The following is a 17619-nucleotide window of genomic DNA, read 5'->3' as shown; positions in this document are numbered from 1 at the left end:
CCCCGCGCGCTGGGTGACCGCCTGGAGGCGCGGCTGGCGTCCGTCGGGCCGGCACCGCGCCTCCAGGCGGCCGCGTCCGCGCGACACGCGGCCCCGGCTAGAGTGGTCCGCATGCCCCGGGACGAACACGGACACCTGACCGCCGGCCGCATCTCCCCGTTGCGGTCCGTCCCGAAGGAGATCGAGCGTCCGGAGTACGTCGGCAAGGCCGAGCCGCACGAGCACGGACTCGGCGACACGTACACCCCGGACGAGGTCGAGCGGATCCGGACCGCCGGGCGCATCGCCTCCCAGGCCATCGACGCCGTCGGCGCGGCGATCCGCCCCGGTGTCACGACGGACGGGCTCGACCGGATCGGCCACGAGTTCGTCGTCGCGCACGGCGCCTACCCCTCGACGCTCGGCTACCGCGGCTACCCGAAGTCCCTCTGCTCGAGCCTCAACGAGGTCATCTGCCACGGCATCCCCGACGACACCGTCCTGCAGGAGGGCGACCTCGTCAACATCGACATCACCGCCTACAAGGACGGGATGCACGGCGACACGAACCGCACCTTCATCGTCGGGCAGGCGTCGCAAGAGGTCGAGGACCTCGTGACCCGCACGCGACTCGCCCTCGAGCGTGGGATCAAGGCCGTCGCCCCGGGTCGGCAGGTGAACGTCATCGGCCGTGCCATCGAGGCGTACGCGAAGCGCTTCGGCTACGGCGTCGTCCGCGACTACACCGGCCACGGCGTCGGGCGGGCGTTCCACTCCGGGCTGATCATCCCCCACTACGACGCTCCGCGCTTCGACGACGTCATGGTGCCCGGCATGGTCTTCACGATCGAGCCGATGCTCACGCTCGGCGGCATCGACGCCGACATCTGGGCCGACGACTGGACCGTCTCCACCCGGGACAAGTCGTGGACCGCACAGTTCGAACACACCCTCGTCGTCACCGAGCGCGGCGCGGAACTCCTCACGGTCTCCTGACCTCCACACCGAAAGGCTCCTCATGACCTCCCTCGCAGTCGGCGTCGACATCGGCGGTACGGGCATCAAGGGCGCGATCGTCGACGTCTCCACCGGCGAACTCACCACCGACCGGATCAAGAAGGCCACGCCGGAGGGCGGGAAGCCGCACGACATCGTCGCCGTGGCCGCATCCATCCTCGACGAGCTCGCTCCGGCGTCGGACGTGCCCGTCGGGGTCTGCTTCCCGGCGATCGTCCGCGACGGCAAGACCATGTCCGCGGCGAACGTGTCGAAGAAGTGGATCGGATTCGAGGCCGAGGCGCTCTTCGAGAAGGAGCTCGGCCGCTCCATCCACTTCGTCAACGACGCCGACGCCGCCGGGTTCGCCGAGCAGCAGTTCGGTGCGGCGAAGGGCAAGGACGGCCTGGTCGTCGTCACGACGCTCGGCACCGGCATCGGCACGGCGCTCATCAACGACGGCGTGCTCATCGTGAACTCGGAGCTCGGGCACCTCGAGATCGACGGGCACGACGCCGAGTCCCGCGCCTCGTTCGCCGCGAAGGAGCGCGACGACCTGTCGTGGAAGCACTGGGCGAAGCGGCTGCAGAAGTACTACTCCACGCTCGAGGCCCTGCTCTCCCCGGAGCTCTTCGTCGTCGGCGGCGGGGTGTCGAAGCAGTACGAGGAGTTCCTGCCGCTGCTCGACCTGCAGGCGGACATCATCCCGGCGACGCTCCGGAACAACGCGGGCATCATCGGCGCCGCGACCCTGGCCGCGCGGAGCGCCTGACGCGCCGTCGCGCCGGCGCCGCGGCCTCGCCGCGGATCGAACCACGAATCCGACATCGAACCGGCCCTCGCCGCTGGTTCGATGTCGGTTCCGTGGTTCGACGTGGCCCGTGCCCGGTAGACTCGTGCTCGCGAATGGGTCGGTGAGACGGTCGCGTCACTCCCCCGGGAGTGCCGAGGAACGTCCGGGCTCCACAGAGCAGGGCGGTGGGTAACACCCACCCGGAGCAATCCGCGAGACAGTGCCACAGAAAGCAGACCGCCGGCGGCGACGTCGGTAAGGGTGAAACGGTGGTGTAAGAGACCACCAGGGGTCCGGGTGACCGGATCCGCTCGGTAAACCTCGCCCGGAGCAAGGTCAGACAGAGGACGCTGAGGCTGCTCGCCGAGTCCTCGGGTAGACCGCTGGAGGCCGACGGCAACGTCGGTCCGAGAGAGATGGCCGTCACCGCCGCGCGAGCGGCGGGACAGAACCCGGCGTACGGCCGGCCCATTCGCACCCCACGCCCCTGGGCGCCGCGGGCGCCGACCGCGGCACCGTGAGCGGGCGCACGGTGCGCGGAGCGCGAACCCGTGCCGGGTTGCACACTCGGTGCGCCGCTGCAGCGCGCCACGGCGTGGCCAACACCGCACCAGGTCGTGTGCGCCGCACCGTGCGCCCGGCCCGCACCGGGTCGCGCGGTGCGGCCGGCCCGCCCCCGCCAGCGCACGCACGCACGCGACGGACGGGAGGCGCGGTGCCAGCCGGCACCGCGCCTCCCGTCCGTCGTCTGGTCGCGCCTAGAGCCCGGACTCCGCCGTCCGCACCAGGATCGCGTCGCTGTCGGGGCAGAGCACGACCTCGTCGGGCGCTGCCCGCCGGATGGTCTGCAGGTCGGAGTTCGTGAGCGTCACGCCGGACGCCGTGGACACCCCGCCCTGCAGCAGCGAGGCGCCGAAGCCGTACCGTGCCCGCTGCCGGTCGTACAGCGCGAGGAGGTCCGCTGGCACCTTCGCGGCGACGGCGGCACGGCTCTGCGTGGCCGATTCGCGGTCGGACTCGAGCCGGGCGATCTCGGCGTCGCGCTCGGCCACCAGCCCGGCACGTGCGGCCTCGACGTCGGCGAGCTGCGCCTCGATGTCGCCCACGCGGGCACGGAAGCCGTCGAGGTTCTCCATGACCTCGAGTTCGGCCGTCTCGAGGTCCCCGATGCGGCGCTGCAGCGACTCGAGCTCGCTCTGGAGACCAGCGGCGTCCTTCGCGCTGGAGACGTTCTGGAGCATCGTGGTGTCACGCTCCACGCGGGCCTGCGCCGTGGCGGTGTCGGACTCGAGGCGGGCGAGTTCGCGCTCGGCGTCCTCGACCTCGCCGGTGGCCGCCGCGAGCTGGGCGCGCAGCCCCGCCGCCGTGGTGCCGAGCTCGGTGAGCCGATCGCCCTTCTGCAGCGACGTGATGCGGTGCGCGATCCGGGTGACGTCGTTGTCGAGACGCTGGACGTCGAGGAGGATGACCTGGTCCTCGGGTGCTGCCTTCATGGTCAGACTCCTTGTGTGTCGGTGGTGGGTTCGGCGGCCGGCAGGACGGCGAAGTCCCACGGGTCGGTGCGGAGGTCGCTCACGGTGACGCGGACGCCCGCGGTGCGGCGGAGTTGCTCGGCGGCGACGTCGAGCCAGAGCCACTCGGTGGCCCAGTGCGAGGTGTCGATGAGGGCGGGTCCGCCGACGAGCATCGCCTGCTCGCGGAACTCGGACGCCGGGTGGTGCCGGAGGTCGCTCGTGACGTAGACGTCGGCACCGAGCACGTCGGGGTGGCCGAGGTACGCGTCACCGGCGCCGGCGCAGAGCGCGACGGAACGGACGGGCCGGTCGAACTCCCCCGAGACCCGGACGCCGGTCGCGGTGCCGGGCAGGAGGTCCACCAGCGCCCGGGCGAGCGCGCCGAGCGTGGTCGGTTCGGCGAGCACCCCGACGCGGCCGATCCCCGTCGACGGGTCCGCACCGGGCTCGAGCGGGCGCTGGTCGGTCAGGCCGAGCCGGTCGGCGAGCACGGCCGAGGTACCCGTCGTCACGACGTCGGCGTTGGTGTGCGCGGCGACGAGGGCTGCCCCGCCGCGCACGAGGGTGGCGAGCACGCTGCCCTTGTAGGTCGACTCGGCGATCGTGGTGACGCCTCGGAGCAGCAGCGGGTGGTGGGTGAGCAGCAGGTCAGCGCCGAGCTCGACCGTCTCGCGGGCGGTGGCCGGGACGGCGTCGACTGCGAGGTGCACGTGCTCGACCGTCTGGTCGGGGTCCCCCGCCACGAGCCCGACGGAGTCCCAGGACTCGGCGCCGGTGGCGGGCCACAGGTCTTCGATCACGGCCTGGAGTTCGCGGAGCGTCGGCATCCCGTCAGTCTACCGAGCCGCCCGGGTCGGTCCGGGCGCCCTGTGGACGACGACGGGACCGAGCAGCACTGTGGACGACGGGCGACGCGCGGCTGCCCGGTGGATCAGCGGCGACCGAACGCGCGCATGATGACGGCGACGAAACGCGTCCACCACCCGGCGGAGGCACGGTCCTCGGACGCGACGTCGGCTGCGTGGGCGGGGTGCCCAGCGGGCGTGTGCGCGGCGGGCGCGTGGTCGGCGGTCTCGGCGGTCGTCGGGACGACGGCCTCCGGGAGCACGACGGGCGTGCTCGCCGTCGCGCCGGAGTGCGCCGTCAGCGCGGCGGCGAACGCGGCACGGTCGATCACGGTCGGCCCGGTCGCGGGCTGGACCAGCGGCGTGGGTCGCGTGTTCGCGGACACCGGTGAGACGACCGGGAGGGACAGCACCGGTCGAGCGGGCTCGTCGCGTCCCGGCGTGGTCGCCTCGGGGGCGTCGATCGCGTCCACGACCTCGGTCGCGTCCACGAGTGCGGGAGCGGGTGCGGAGCCCATCGGGGTGACGACCGCGGTGACGACGGCGGGTGCCGGGACGGCGGCCGACGCGGGCACGCCGGCGACCGGCACGCTGCCCGTCGCCGCACGCCGCGCCGCGGCACGGTCACGACGATCGGCCTCGAGCGCGGCATCGGCCAGCAGGTCCGCGAAGACGGAGTGGGCGAACGCCCGAGCGGCCTCGACCTCGGGGTCACGCTGTCCGGCGACGGTGGCCTCCCACGCGGCGAGGCGAGCGAGGTCCTCGTCACGACGACGGACCTCGTCCTCGAGGATCACGATGCGCTCGATCGTGGTGCGCCCGCTGGCCGAGGACACCTCGACGGCGAGGTCCTCGATGCGGAGGGCGAGGCGCTCCGGCGGTTCGGGGAAGGACGGCGCGCAGACCGCGGCGTGCCGAGCACGGTCGCGGGGGCGACGGAAGGCGGAGTCGTCGGCCGGCACAGCGGCGTCGACGACGGCCGCGGCGCCGCTGGTCGTGGCGGGCTCGACGGGGGCGTCCGACGCTGCGTCCGGACGCTGCACGGGCCCGGTGACCGGCGGGACCACGAGGTCCGACAGGTACGGGGCGCGCGTCGCCGGGGCGTCACGGAGCCACTCCTCGAGCTCGCGACCGAACGGGTCGACGAGGGGGGTGCGTGCACCGGACTGCGTTTCCATGATCGAAGGATAAATATCGCAACGCTCATCTCGGCGGACATCCCCGGTGTGTCGCCGGAGTCCCTGCCATATCGCCTCGAAGGTGAACGGCGTGTCGCGGACGGTGTCAGAACGTGCGCTCGAGGTCGTCCACGAGTGCACGGCCGGCCGGCCAGGCACCGACACCGCTGGCGACGTTCACGTGGCCGAGCGCGCCGACCCGGACGACTCCGGCACCGAGGACGTCCGCGAACCCCAGGGCCCGGTCGAGCGTGCAGTACGGGTCGTCGTCGCTGACCACCAGACGCGTCGGGACCGCAGGGGCTGCCTGGGCCACCGGCTCGACGAACCCGGCCGCTGCGGCGGGGAACCCCGGCGCGAGCGGGTCCGGCGGCGCCACGAGGAAGGCACCCGCGACCGCGGCGTGTCCCCGCTGCCCGAGCCACGCGGCGACGGCGAGGACGCCCAGGCTGTGCGCGATGAGCACCGGCGGTTCGTCGACGGCGGCCACGGCGCTGGTGATCGCGCGGGACCAGTCGTCCGGGTCGGGCTCGCTCCACGACGCCGGTGCGATCCGGACGACCGCGCCGGGGTCGTCGGCCGACCGGTCGTCCTGCCACAGCGACTGCCAGTGGTCGGGGTCGGAGTTCCAGATCCCGGGGACGATCACCCACGGTCGAGGTCTGCGCACCCTCGAAGCGTAGTGGGGGGCGGATCAGGCGTGCAGCGTGTCGCGCGGGTACTCGCCGAAGCGCGAGGCGTACGCCCCGGAGAACCGGCCGAGGTGGGCGAAACCCCACCGCACGGCGATCGCGGCGACCGTGACGTCACCGGGCGACGAGCGGCGGAGTTCCTCGCGGACGCGGTCGAGCCGGATGCCGCGCAGCATCGCGTTGGGCGCCGTACCGACCTGCCGCTGGAACGCCTGCTGGAGCCCGCGCACACTGAGCCCGACGTGCTCGGCGACGTCGGTCGTGCTGATCGGGGTGTGGGCGAACGCGTGCATGTACTCGACGGCCTCGCGGACCCGGCCCGTGGCGCCCTGCGGCAGGGTGATGTCCGGCGCGAGCACGGTGTGCGGGAAGGTGCGGAGGAGCGCGAGGGCGGTGTCCCGGGCGGTCTCCGCGAGGACCAGCTGCGACACCGGCGCCTCGCCGAGCACGGTCTCGGCGGCCCGGCGGACCTGGGCGTTCCACCCGCGGAGGTCCTCGCGCCGCGGCGGCTGGGTGTGGTCGAACACGAGCGGGGCCGGCTGCGTGCCGTGCTCCTCGGCCGCCACGCCCTCGAGGAACGTGCGATCGAACTGGACCAGGCTCTGCCGGAGGTCCTGCAGGTCGAAGGCGAACGGTCGACCGGTCGGGAACATCATCGGCGTGCCGGGCGTGAAGGCGACCTCTTGCCGCCCGACGTCGACGGTGCCCCCACCGTCGGCGAGCCACATCACGACGTACTCGTCGCCGGACTCGAGCTCGCCCTGCATCCGGGCGTCGAACCGCGTGGAGCGGAAGGACATCGTCTCGTCGCCCGTGACCCGGAAGCGGTAGCTGAACGGGCGTTCCGTGCGCTCCGCCTGGAAGCCCACGCTCTCGTACGCGTCCTCGTACATCTGGATCGCCGCCTCGAGGTCGGCCCCGGACGTCTCGAAGCTGATCCTGGGGTCGGGCTCGACGTTCATCGACTGGATCGTGACACGGCGGCGCGGAGCCCACGGGATGTATGCGCACGCATTGCGGATACCGGCCCACGGGCTGCGCGAAGCGGACGAACCGGTCCGTCAGACACGAGCGGCACTCAGTGGCGCCCGCGCCGGACCGTCCACAGGTTCCGGTCCGCGACCCGTTCGTAGCGCAGGTCGTCGACCACCATCTGCACGAGCGCCAGGCCCCGCCCGCTCTCGGCCAGCGCGTCGGGCAGCTGCGCGGCGGACGGGTCGACCGGCACCGGCACACCGTCGTCGGTCAGCTGCGCCTCGACCGCGTCCGAACCGACGTCGAGGTGGAGCGAGCACGAGACGCCGCGACCGGCCGCCCCGTGCTCGATCACGTTCGAGGTGAGTTCGACCAGCGCGAGCTCGAGGGCCATCCGGTCCTCGGCCGAGACGGTGGGCTCGGTGTCCCACACCGTCGCGAGGAACGCGTGCACCGCCGTGACGTCGTCCGGCGGGCACGCCAGGTCGAGGCTGTGCCCACCCACCGCGGCGTTCATGCCCAGTCGGTCACCGCGGCGTCCCCGTCCGGGTACGTGCGGAGGATCTTGTCCATGTTGGAGAGCTTCAGCACCATCTCGACCTGGTCGGACGGCGCCGCGATGCGGAGGTCCCCGCCGGCCTGTCGCGCGGCCTTGAGCGACCCGACGAGCGCGCCGAGACCGGAGGAGTCCATGAACTCCACCCCGGACAGCTCGACGACCACGCGGGGCCGTCCGTCGCCGACGACCTTCGCGACGGTCTCGCGGAACGTCGGGGCCGACACCATGTTGAGTCGGCCGCTGCACTCGAGCACGGCGGCGCCGGCGTCCGCTTCGTGTACGACGATGTCCATGTCGGTGCCTCCTGGGATCGGTGCGGGGTGCACCCTGCAACCTACCGGGTCCGGGTCACGAACCCCTCGAGGCGCGTCCGGTCCGTCGCGTCGCCAGCAGCTGCACGACCACGGCGGCCGCCATGAGCACCGCCATCACCGACCCCATCGCGACGGCCGTCCCGCCGAGCGCTCCCGCGAGCGGCGTGCCGAGGCCGCCGAGCCCGAACGTCAGCCCGCCCTGCAGTGCCGCTGCGGTCCCCGGGTGCGCAGCACCGACGTGCTGCGTGCGGGTCATCGCCGCCGGCAGGACGAACCCCCACGCCGCGGTCACGACGGCGAGCGAGACCCAGACCGGCACCGCGCCGGCCCCGAGCAGCGCGGACACGAGGACGCCCGTCGCGCCGAGGGTCCCGAGCGCCAGGCCGAACGACAGCAGCGCGTCCTCCGAGAACCGACCCACCACGCGGCGGAACACGAGCGTCGTGACGATCATCATCGAGGCGTTCGTGGCGAACACGAGGGTGTACATCCCCTCGGAGAACCCGAAGCCGGTCTGGAACACGAACGAGCTCGTGGCGATGTACGCGAAGAACCCGATGGTCGAGAGCACCCCGGTCAGCACGTACGCACGGAACCGCGGGATGCCCATGAGCTCGCGGATGCGTCCCCAGTTCGCACCGAGGCCCACCCCTCCGCGGAACGCCCGCGGCAGGGTCTCGAGGAACCGGACGACCACGGCGACGAAGAACGCGGCACCGAGCACCGCGAGGACGACGAACATGAGTCGCCAGGTGCCGATCGTCAGCACCGCTCCCCCGGCCAGCGGGGCGACGACGGGGCCGATCGCGTTGATGGCCGCGAGGGTCCCGAACACCTTCGCCATCCGCGGCCCGTCGACCACGTCCGAGACCATCGCCCGCCCGGCGACCGCCCCGGCCGCACCCGCCAGCCCCTGGAACACCCGCGCCACGACGAGCGTCACGACGTCCGGCGCGATCGCGCACCCGACGGAGGCGACGGCGAAGACCGCCGTGCCGACGAGCATCAGCGGACGCCGCCCGATGCCGTCGCTCACCGGTCCGGCGAGCAGCTGCCCGACGGCGAACGCGACGAGGAACGCCGTCAGGGACAGCTGCACGGCACCGGGCGTCGTACCGAGGTCGCGTGCGATCGCCGGCAGGGCCGGGATGTACATGTCGGTCGCGAACGGCGAGACGCCGACGATCAGGGCGAGCGGCAGGATCGGTGGGAGGGCGGTCGTCCGGCTGGTCGTTCCTGCGCGCTCCGTCGTCACGTCGGCCACGCTACGCGCCCCCGAATCGATTCGACAAGGGGTGCGAACCTGCACCGGGACGGCCTGGAGGGACGGTGCCAGCTGGCACCGCGCCTCCTGGGCCCGAGACGGTCGCGTCGACGACCGACGGCCGGTCCGCGCGGATCAGCCCGTGTTCTGCAGGCCGGCCGCGATGCCGTTCACGGTGAGGAGGAGCAGCCGGTGGTCACCGTCCGTCGGGTCCGTGCTGCCCGAGGTGCGGATCGCGCGGAGCGCCCGGAGCTGCAGGTGCGAGAGCGCGTCGACGTACGGGCTGCGGAGCCGGACGGCGCGTGCGAGGACGGGACGGTCCTCGAGGACGTCGCTCCCGCCCGAGACGCGCAGCACCCACTCGCGCGTGCGGAGCATCTCGTCGAGGACCTTCGCGGCGAGGTCGTCGCGGTCCGCGAGCTCGAGGTACCGGCGGGCGATGTGCTCGTCGGTCTTCGCGAGCGACATCTCGACGTTCTTGATCATCGCGCCGAAGAGGGGCCACTCGGCGTACGCGGTGCGGAGGAGCTCCACGTCGCCGACGGCCTCGAGCGCGGAACCGAGGCCGTACCACCCGGCGAGGTTGATGCGCGCCTGCGTCCACGAGAACACCCACGGGATCGCCCGGAGGTCCTCGAGCGACTCGACGCTCAGACCGCGGCGGGCCGGACGGGAGCCGAGCGGGAGCAGACCGATCTCCTCCATCGGGGTCACGCGCGCGAACCACGGCGCGAAGCCGTCCGCCTTCACGAGGCCGTAGAACGCCTCGCGCGAGACGTCGTCGAGCTGCTGCGCGAGGTCGGCGAAGCGCATGGCGGCGACGGCCGTGCGGTCCTCGTTCGACGGCGAGGACGCGAACAGCGTTGCCGAGGCCATCTGCTCGAGGTGCCGCGCGGCGATGTCCTTGTCGCCGTACTGGGCGAAGATGACCTCGCCCTGCTCGGTGAGCTTGAGGCGTCCGTCGATGGAACCGCGGGGCTGCGCCAGGACGGCCTCGTTCGCCGGGCCACCACCGCGGCCGAGCGAGCCGCCGCGGCCGTGGAACAGCGTGAGCTCGACGTCGTTGTGCTTCGCCCAGTCGGCGATCCGGGCCTGTGCGTCGTAGAGCGCGAGGTTCGCCGACACCGGACCGACGTCCTTGGAGGAGTCGGAGTAGCCGAGCATGACCTCGAGGCGGCGACCGGTCGCTGCGAGGCGACGCTGGAACGGCTCGGTGCGGACGGCCTCGTCGAGGATGTCGACACTGGCGTGCAGGTCCGCGAAGGTCTCGAACAGCGGGATGACGTCGAGCACCGGGGCGGCCTCGGGCGACCCGAGTGCGGCGACCGCGAGCTCGTGGACGTTCGCAAGGTCGGCTGCCGACTGCGTGAACGACACGATGTAGCGGCTGGCGGCGCGGACGCCGTAGCGGGCCTGCAGCGCGGCGATCGTGCGGAACACGGCGAGGACCTCTTCCGTGGTCTCGCTCAGCTCCCCACCGGCGCGGATCTCTGCGAGGGCGTTCCGGTGCACCTGCGAGTGCTGCCGGACCTCGAGCTCGGCGAGGTGGAACCCGAAGGTCTCGACCTGCCAGACGAGGTTCTGCAGCTCGCCGTTCGCGGGACGGGTGGCCCCGGCCGCGACGAGCGAGGTCTGGATGGTGCGGAGGTCGGCCAGGAGCGCGTCCGGCCCGGGGTAGGCGAGCTCGGCCTCGCCCCGGCGCGTGGCGTCGATGCGGGCGGCGACGAACAGCAGCGCCCGACGGTGCGTCTCGTTCGGCGCACGGACCCCGATGCGCTCGGCGATCCCGGGGTCGAGGGACTCCTGCGCGGCGACGAGCGCGGTGAGACCGGCGTCCGCCGGGGTCTCGCTCGCGTCGAGGGTCAGGGTGCTGCCGATGCGGGTGGCGGCACGGGAGAGCCCGAGCAGGATGTGCTCGGCCGCGATCTCCGCCGCCTGGCGGGTGACAACCGCGGTGACGTGCGGGTTGCCGTCGCGGTCGCCGCCGATCCAGGTACCGAAGCGCACGAAGGCCGGTGCGGTGACCGGCACGCGGCCGGCGTCGTCACCGAGCAGCCGGTCGTCGAGCAGGCGGTAGACCTGCGGGACGATCTCGAACAGCGTCTGGTCGAACACGCTCATCGCCGTACGGACCTCGTCGAGCGGGGTCGGGCGGGTCGTGCGGAGCGGCGAGGTGCGCAGGAGGGTCGTGATCTCCTCGAGCAGCCGGCGCTCGTTCTCGGCGAGGGCCGTGGCGTTCGTCGTCCGGTCGCGCTCGTCGATGAGGTCGGTGATGCGCCGCACGGCCGTGGTCACCGCGCGTCGGCGGGCCTCGGTCGGGTGCGCCGTGAGGACCGGGTGGAACCGGAGTTCGCGCAGCCGGGCCGCAGCGGCCTCGTCACCGACCTGCTCGACGAGCGAGGCGTACGTCGCCGGGAAGGAGTCCCCCGCGAGTCCGCCGTCGTCGCCGCGGTGCCGGAGCACGCGGACGCGGTGGTGCTCCTCGGCGAGGTTCGTGAGGTGGAAGTACGTGGTGAACGCCTGGGCCACGGCCTCGGCCCGCTCGGCGGACAGGTCCGCGACGATGGCCTCGGCACGCGCGGCGCCCTCGGCCTCGCCGCCCTCGTACGCGTCGATGACCGCGGCGCGGAGGCTCTCAACGTCGTGCAGGAGGTCCTCGCCGCCGGTCTCCCGCAGGACGCGTCCGAGCAGCTTGCCGAGGTACCGCACGTCGGAGCGCAGGTCGCTGTCGACCGCGCCACTGACGTCGTCCCGCGCGCGTCCGTGGCGCGTCTGACCGTCGATCGTCATGTGGTCCTCTCCGGGTCTCGGCCGGGAAGGTCGTCCCGGTATCCCAGCAGCGTATCGGCCCGTCGGGACCGGTGACGACAACCGTCCGGACGGACCGCGGCGGGCGGGTGCGCGGCCTCGCCCGTTCCCATCGCACCCGGACGGACCACGGCGAGCGTTCGTAGAATCGGGCCAGGGATGCTCAGCATCCGTGGGTGGAGGGACGCCATGGACGAGACGGCCGAGCCGGCAGACCGCGAACCCGCCACGGGGCGGACGCAGGACGACGTGGGGACGGGAGTCGCGCCTCCTGGCCCACCGACCGACACGGCGGTCCGGAAGCCGCCCGTCGAGCGCTGGGTCTTCTGGCCGGCCGCGGGAATCGTGCTCGCGTTCGTCGCCGTCGCGCTCGCCGCGCCGCGTGCCACCGAGGACGTCTTCTCGGCCGTCCAGGGGTGGATCGTGCGGGACTTCGGCTGGTACTACGTGATCGCCGCGGCCGCCTTCGTCGTCTTCGCGATCTGGATCGGGTTCAGCCGGTTCGGCGACATCGTGCTCGGCCAGGACGACGAGGCGCCGGAGTTCTCGACGCTCTCGTGGCTGTCGCTGCTGTTCGCCGCGGGCATGGGCATCGGGCTCGTGTTCTACGGCGTCGCCGAGCCGCTCAGTCACTTCGCCTCACCACGGCCGGGGGTGACGGGCGACGACGACGCCCTCGCGCAGCAGGCGCTCACGCAGACGTTCCTGCACTGGGGCCTGCACGCGTGGGCGATCTACGTCGTGGTCGGGCTCGCCCTGGCGTACGCGATCCACCGGCGGTCGCGACCGGTGTCGATCCGCTGGGCGCTCGAGCCGCTGCTCGGCAAGCGCGTGGTGGGCGGGTGGGGCAACCTCATCGACGTCCTCGCGCTGATCGGCACGCTGTTCGGCGTCGCGACGTCGCTCGGGCTCGGCGTGCTCCAGATCGGGTCGGGGCTCGAGTACACCGGCGCGGCGGAGAACACCCGGGGCCTGCAGATCGGGTTGATCGTCGTCGTCACGCTGATCGCCGTCGGGTCGCTGCTGAGCGGTGTCGGCAAGGGCATGAAGATCCTGTCGAACATCAACCTCGTGCTGGCGGCCGTGCTGCTCGTCTTCGTCCTGTTCGTCGGGCCGACGCAGTTCCTGCTCGGCGAGTTCGTGCAGTCGATCGGGCAGTACGTGCAGGGGTTCGTCGGGCTGGCGTTCGACACGAGTGCCTTCGCGGGTCAGGCAGGGCAGGAGTGGCAGGGCGCGTGGACGACGTTCTACTGGGGCTGGTGGATGTCGTGGGCGCCGTTCGTCGGCATCTTCATCGCGCGGATCTCCCGCGGACGGACCGTCCGGCAGTTCGTGCTCGGCGTGCTGTTCGTCCCGACGCTGCTGACCTTCCTCTGGTTCGCGATCATGGGCGGGACCGCGCTGTACGACCAGCTGCACGGCACCGGCGACCTCGTCGGGGCGGACGGCAGCGTGTCCGTCGAGCAGGTCCTGTTCCAGCTGCTCGGTGGGATGCCCGCCGGATCGGTGCTCGTGATCGGGGCGATCATCCTGATCGGGGTGTTCTTCGTGACCTCGGCGGACTCGGGTGCGCTCGTGATGGGCATGATCGCGACCGGCGGGCAGATCGAGCCGAAGAACTGGATCCGGGTGTTCTTCGCCGGGGTCACGGCCCTCGTCGCGGTGGCGCTCCTGCTCGCGGGCGGGCTGGACGCGCTGAAGACCGCGGCGATCACGACGGCGCTCCCGTTCAGCGTCGTGATGGTGCTGATGTGCTGGTCGACGGTGATCGCCTTCACGCGGGAGCGTCGGGCGTACGCGCGGGCGGAGCGTCGGGCGCTGATGGCGGACCTCGCGGACTTCTACCAGCAGGAAGTCGTCGAGCCCGCGGAGCGCGCGCCGAAGACCGGCCCGATCCAGAAGCTCGCGCGCCGCATGCGGCACTGAGGCGGGGGCGCGGGCGGCGGGCGGCGGCGCGGGCGGCGCTTCGTGAGCAGAAATGGTCGCCTGGGCTGCCCGCACCCGACAGTTTCTGCTCACCAAACGCCCGCGGCGCGGCGCGACGCGGACGGCGTGCGGGCCGCGCCACGCGGCACGAACGAAGGGAACGCCGGGATCGCGGCGCGTGGCGGAAGCACCCCTGCGAAGCGACGCGCTCCGCGATCCCGGCGGGTCTGGTGGGCGGCACGTGGCCGCTCGGGTCAACTCGGCTCGGTCACGCGATCACGGCCACGTCGTCGCCCGCGCCGTGCGGCCCGTCGTCGTCGGACCACGCCGCGGGACGGCCGAGCACCGGCCCCCGCGTCGCGTCGAGTCCCGCGAGCAGCCCGCTGTCGAGCCGGTGCGCCAGCTCGACCTCGGCGATCACGCGTTCGCGTTCCTCGGCCGACCACGGAGCCGCGTCGAGCTGCGCCCGGTAGGTCTGCTCGAACGCGCTCGGGTCGGCGACCTGGTCGAAGATGTAGAACAGGACGCCGTTCGTCTCGAAGCCGAACTGCTCCGCGAGCAGCCGCCCGATGAGTCGCCCGCCGGACAGGTCGCCGAGGGACCGCGTGTAGTGGTGGGCGACCAACCCGCCGGGCCACGTCGCCGCGACCTCGTTCAGTCGTCGGACGTACGCGGTGGTCTCGGGCAGCGGGCACACGAGCTCGGACCAGTCCGGACCGATGAGGTACTCGAGGTCCGCCCGGATCGCCGGCATCCGCGTCAACTGCGACGTGACGAAGGGGGCAGCCACGGGGTGGTCCGCCATCCGCTCGGCCGCGCGCTCGAGGGCGTCGTACACGAACGCGTACTGTCCGAGCAGGGCCGCGTACTCGCCGACGTCGCACCGCCCGGCGAGCAGGTCCTGCATGAACCCGTCGCCACCCGACGACCCCTGCGAGCGACGCGTGCGCCGACGCAGCAGCTCGGAGAACGGGATGACGGTGTCCATGGAGGTAAGGCTAACCTTACTGAGCGGTACGTCAAGCACAGCGCACCCAGAAGTCGAGAGAGGAAGCTCGCACCGATGAGCTCGAAACCCAAACGCCCCCAGCACGTCTTCGTCGTCGACCGCACGGAGCGTCTCTCGCCGCACATGGTCCGCGTCCACCTCGGCGGTCCCGCCTTCGACGAGTTCGTCGCGGCAGCGGACCCGGAGCGGCTCGCCACCACGGACAAGTACGTCAAGCTCCTGCTCGCGAAGCCGTCGCTCGGGCTCACGCCGCCGTACGACCTCGAGTCGCTGCGCGAGTCGCTCCCGAAGCACGACCGGCCGGCGCGCCGCACCTACACCGTGCGCGCCGTCGACCACGAGGCGAAGACCATCGCCGTCGACTTCGTCGTGCACGGCGACGAGGGCCTCGCGGGTCCCTGGGCCGCCTCGGCGCAGCCCGGCGACCTCCTCGCGCTCTCCGGTCCCGGCGGCGGGTACACCCCGTCCACCGACCCCGCCGTCACCCACGTGCTGCTCGGCGACGACAGTGCGCTCCCCGCGATCTCCGCCGCCCTCGAGGGCATGGCTGACACCGCCACGGGCGTCGCCCTCGTCGAGGTGGCGGGTCCGGCCGACGAGCAGGACGTCGCGCACCCGGCCGGGGTCGACCTGCGGTGGCTGCACCGCGACGCCACCGGCGCCGAGCCGGGCACGCTGCTGCTGGAGGCGGCTCGCTCGCTGGAGCGCGCCTCCAGGCCGGTGCAGGTGTTCGCGCACGGCGAGCGGACAGCGATGAAGGCGATCCGTCGACTGCTGCAGGACGACTGGGGACTCGAGAAGTCCGAGATGTCGCTGTCCGCGTACTGGGCGCTCGGGCGCGCCGAGGACCGGTTCCAGGAGGAGAAGCGCGAACCGATCGGCGTCATCTTCACCGAGTAGCGCTCCGGCCTGGAGGCGCGGCTGGCGTCGGTGGGTCGGGCTAGCGTTCCCGACATGGTCGCCCTCTCGTGCTGCGCGCCCGGTTGCGACGCCGGTGCGGTCGCCGGGTCGGCGGTGCCCGCGGTGCCGCTGTGCGCCGGACACGTCGCCCTCGTGGTCGACGCCGCCGCCGAGCACGTCGGCGTCGAGGACGTGCTGCCCGGCCCGTGCCCGGTGTGCGGGTCGCGGGTCGGCGTGCGCTTTCCGTCGGGTGCGGTGTGTGCGACGTGCGAGTGGCGCTGGGGCGACGTGCCGGACGGGGACCTCGCTCCCCCGCGGGTCGACGTCGTGTACTACCTGCGGATGCGGGACGACTTCGGCGACCGGATCAAGATCGGGACGACGGCGAACCCGCGGCAGCGGCTCGCGGCGATCCCGCACCAGGACCTCCTCGGGTTCGAGCGCGGCGACCGGACGCTCGAGCGGCGGCGGCACGCGCAGTTCGCCGGGTCGCGGTACCCCGGCACGGAATGGTTCCGGGTGACGCCGGAGTTGCTCGAGCACGTCGCGGTCGTGGCCGCGGGCGTGAGCGACCCGTGGGAGCTGCACGCCCGGTGGCGGAGCGAGGCGCTGGCGCTGCGCGGGTGAGGCGCTGGCGCTGCGCGGGTGAGGCGCGGCGGGCGAGCGCACGCCGCCAGCGGGCGCCCGCGCGCGTCGAACCACGAAAGCGACGTCGCACCAGCCGTCGCACGCGGTTCGACGTCGTTTCCGTGGTTCGACGCGGCGCGGCCGGCGGCGGGCGGGTGCTGCGCACAACACAAGGCACGCCGAACCGCGGGGAACCGCGGTTCCGGCGCACTTCGGTTGTGCGGCGCCGACGCCCGGTCGCCAGCGCGTCAGCGCGCGTACGCGTCGACGAAGAGGGCGCCGCGGACCTCGCGCAGCGTGTCGGCCAGGCGGGCGATCGTCCGGCCGGAGATCCCGGAGACCTCGAGGTCGTACGGCCCCAGCGCCTGCAACCGCCCGGTCCGGATGCGGACGACCTCCCACCCGACACCGCGCACGGCACGGTCCTTCCGGCGGTCCGTCTCCTGCCGGGGTCCGACGTGCTCGAGGCCGTGGCGTCCGGTGGAGTCGTACTCGATCGCGACGCGGAGCTCCGGCAGGATGATGTCCGGCCAGACCTCGACGTGGTCGAAGAACGGTCGGTCGAGGCGGATCGCGGAGTGGTCGAACGTGAAGGCGAACCGCTCGGCGAGGGCGGCCCGGAGTTCGGCCTCGACCGCGGAGGCCGTCGCCGGGGCGCACACGCTCGTGAACGACTCCCCCGAGGGCAGCCGCGGCGTCTTCGGGCAGATCGACCGCGGGGCGGCCGGGGGCCGGGGTCGGCGGGGTGCACCGGGTTCCGGGCGACGAGCACGGGACCGCGTCGACGCCACAGCACCGGCCGGGGTCCCTCGAGCCGGGGCTGCGGGCAGCGTCTGCCGACCGGTGACGCGGACGACCCGCTGCGGGACCGGCACCGCGGACGGCCAGTCGGAGGGCAGCACGGGCCAGCGCTGGGGCTGGGCCTGGACGGCGCACTCGGGGCACCAGACCGACCGGCGTCGTTCCCGCCCCGGACGGGAGCGCTGCTCACCCGGGGTCGCGACGAAGACGTGCCCGACGTCGCACTCCCACGTCAGCAGGACCTCGGCAGCTGGTGGCACCTGGCTGAGGACGACGCCGTGGTTCCACTCCGGGTGGTACTGCCGGACGAGCACCGGGTGGGAGGACCACTCGGCACGGAACTCCCCCACGGCGTACGGAACCGCCACGCCGCGCGACCACTGTCGGCGGCGCCACCACGCGTCGACGGGTTCGGCCACGCTGTCACGCTAGGCAGCAC

The 17619-nt window shown here is 73.0% G+C and carries 16 protein-coding genes and 1 other RNA gene; 6 read left to right on the top strand and 11 right to left on the bottom strand.

Features of this window, described 5'->3' with window-relative positions; all coding sequences use genetic code 11:
- Positions 1-111: 111 nt before the first annotated feature.
- The 3 genes from map to rnpB all read left to right on the top strand — a co-directional run bounded on the left by map (position 112) and on the right by rnpB (position 2243).
- On the top strand, positions 112-975 hold the full coding sequence (map, locus tag BJK06_RS16420) for a type I methionyl aminopeptidase (protein ID WP_070418780.1): 864 nt from the start codon (positions 112-114) through the stop codon (positions 973-975).
- Positions 976-997: 22 nt separating this feature from the next.
- Positions 998-1747 carry a polyphosphate--glucose phosphotransferase gene (ppgK, locus tag BJK06_RS16415; protein ID WP_070418779.1) on the top strand — a complete coding sequence of 250 codons (750 nt, stop codon included), beginning with the start codon at positions 998-1000 and terminating at the stop codon, positions 1745-1747.
- Between the two features lie 135 nt (positions 1748-1882).
- Positions 1883-2243: RNase P RNA component class A (gene rnpB / locus BJK06_RS16410), an RNA gene on the top strand.
- Between the two features lie 283 nt (positions 2244-2526).
- On the opposite strand, the gene BJK06_RS16405 is transcribed toward rnpB, so the two are convergent.
- From BJK06_RS16405 to BJK06_RS16365, 9 genes are all read right to left on the bottom strand, one after another.
- Positions 2527-3261: a zinc ribbon domain-containing protein gene (locus tag BJK06_RS16405; protein WP_070418778.1), complete on the bottom strand. Its 735-nt coding sequence runs from the start codon at positions 3259-3261 to the stop codon at positions 2527-2529.
- A gap of 2 nt (positions 3262-3263) precedes the next feature.
- Complete coding sequence (locus BJK06_RS16400; protein ID WP_070418777.1) at positions 3264-4109, bottom strand: Nif3-like dinuclear metal center hexameric protein; 846 nt, start codon at positions 4107-4109, stop codon at positions 3264-3266.
- Between the two features lie 104 nt (positions 4110-4213).
- Entirely contained in the window at positions 4214-5305 is a 1092-nt protein-coding gene (locus BJK06_RS16395) for a hypothetical protein (RefSeq protein ID WP_070418776.1), read from the bottom strand.
- Positions 5306-5411: 106 nt separating this feature from the next.
- Positions 5412-5975 carry an alpha/beta hydrolase gene (locus BJK06_RS16390; protein WP_070418775.1) on the bottom strand — a complete coding sequence of 188 codons (564 nt, stop codon included), beginning with the start codon at positions 5973-5975 and terminating at the stop codon, positions 5412-5414.
- Positions 5976-5999: 24 nt separating this feature from the next.
- Entirely contained in the window at positions 6000-6959 is a 960-nt protein-coding gene (locus BJK06_RS16385) for a helix-turn-helix domain-containing protein (RefSeq protein ID WP_070418774.1), read from the bottom strand.
- Between the two features lie 116 nt (positions 6960-7075).
- Complete coding sequence (locus BJK06_RS16380) at positions 7076-7489, bottom strand: ATP-binding protein (RefSeq protein ID WP_070418773.1); 414 nt, start codon at positions 7487-7489, stop codon at positions 7076-7078.
- The gene (locus BJK06_RS16375) at positions 7486-7824 is read right to left on the bottom strand and encodes an STAS domain-containing protein (protein ID WP_070418772.1); all 339 of its coding nucleotides are present in this window, start codon (positions 7822-7824) and stop codon (positions 7486-7488) included. The genes BJK06_RS16380 and BJK06_RS16375 overlap by 4 nt, the downstream gene beginning before the upstream one ends.
- A 55-nt stretch (positions 7825-7879) precedes the next feature.
- Positions 7880-9100 carry a multidrug effflux MFS transporter gene (locus tag BJK06_RS16370; protein WP_258027655.1) on the bottom strand — a complete coding sequence of 407 codons (1221 nt, stop codon included), beginning with the start codon at positions 9098-9100 and terminating at the stop codon, positions 7880-7882.
- A gap of 144 nt (positions 9101-9244) precedes the next feature.
- Complete coding sequence (locus BJK06_RS16365; RefSeq protein WP_070418771.1) at positions 9245-11899, bottom strand: phosphoenolpyruvate carboxylase; 2655 nt, start codon at positions 11897-11899, stop codon at positions 9245-9247.
- Between the two features lie 177 nt (positions 11900-12076).
- On the opposite strand from BJK06_RS16365, the gene BJK06_RS16360 reads away from it, so the two are divergent.
- Positions 12077-13843: a BCCT family transporter gene (locus tag BJK06_RS16360; protein ID WP_258027654.1), complete on the top strand. Its 1767-nt coding sequence runs from the start codon at positions 12077-12079 to the stop codon at positions 13841-13843.
- Positions 13844-14111: 268 nt separating this feature from the next.
- Here the strand turns inward: BJK06_RS16360 and BJK06_RS16355 are convergent, their stop codons facing one another.
- Positions 14112-14831: a heme oxygenase (biliverdin-producing) gene (locus BJK06_RS16355; protein WP_083295330.1), complete on the bottom strand. Its 720-nt coding sequence runs from the start codon at positions 14829-14831 to the stop codon at positions 14112-14114.
- 75 nt (positions 14832-14906) lie between these two features.
- On the opposite strand from BJK06_RS16355, the gene BJK06_RS16350 reads away from it, so the two are divergent.
- Both BJK06_RS16350 and BJK06_RS16345 read left to right on the top strand, forming a co-directional pair.
- Positions 14907-15752, top strand: coding sequence for a siderophore-interacting protein (locus BJK06_RS16350; protein WP_070418770.1), 846 nt, complete (start codon positions 14907-14909; stop codon positions 15750-15752).
- A 54-nt stretch (positions 15753-15806) separates the two neighbouring features.
- A complete protein-coding gene (locus BJK06_RS16345; RefSeq protein WP_070418769.1) occupies positions 15807-16379 on the top strand; it encodes a GIY-YIG nuclease family protein in 573 nt (190 codons plus the stop codon).
- Positions 16380-16627: 248 nt separating this feature from the next.
- On the opposite strand, the gene BJK06_RS16340 is transcribed toward BJK06_RS16345, so the two are convergent.
- Positions 16628-17599 (bottom strand): hypothetical protein, encoded by a 972-nt coding sequence (locus BJK06_RS16340; RefSeq protein ID WP_070418768.1) that lies wholly within the window; start codon positions 17597-17599, stop codon positions 16628-16630.
- Positions 17600-17619 lie beyond the last annotated feature (20 nt).

The organism is Curtobacterium sp. BH-2-1-1 (genome assembly GCF_001806325.1).
Classification (GTDB): domain Bacteria; phylum Actinomycetota; class Actinomycetes; order Actinomycetales; family Microbacteriaceae; genus Curtobacterium.
This window is presented reverse-complemented; position numbering and strand designations above follow the sequence as displayed.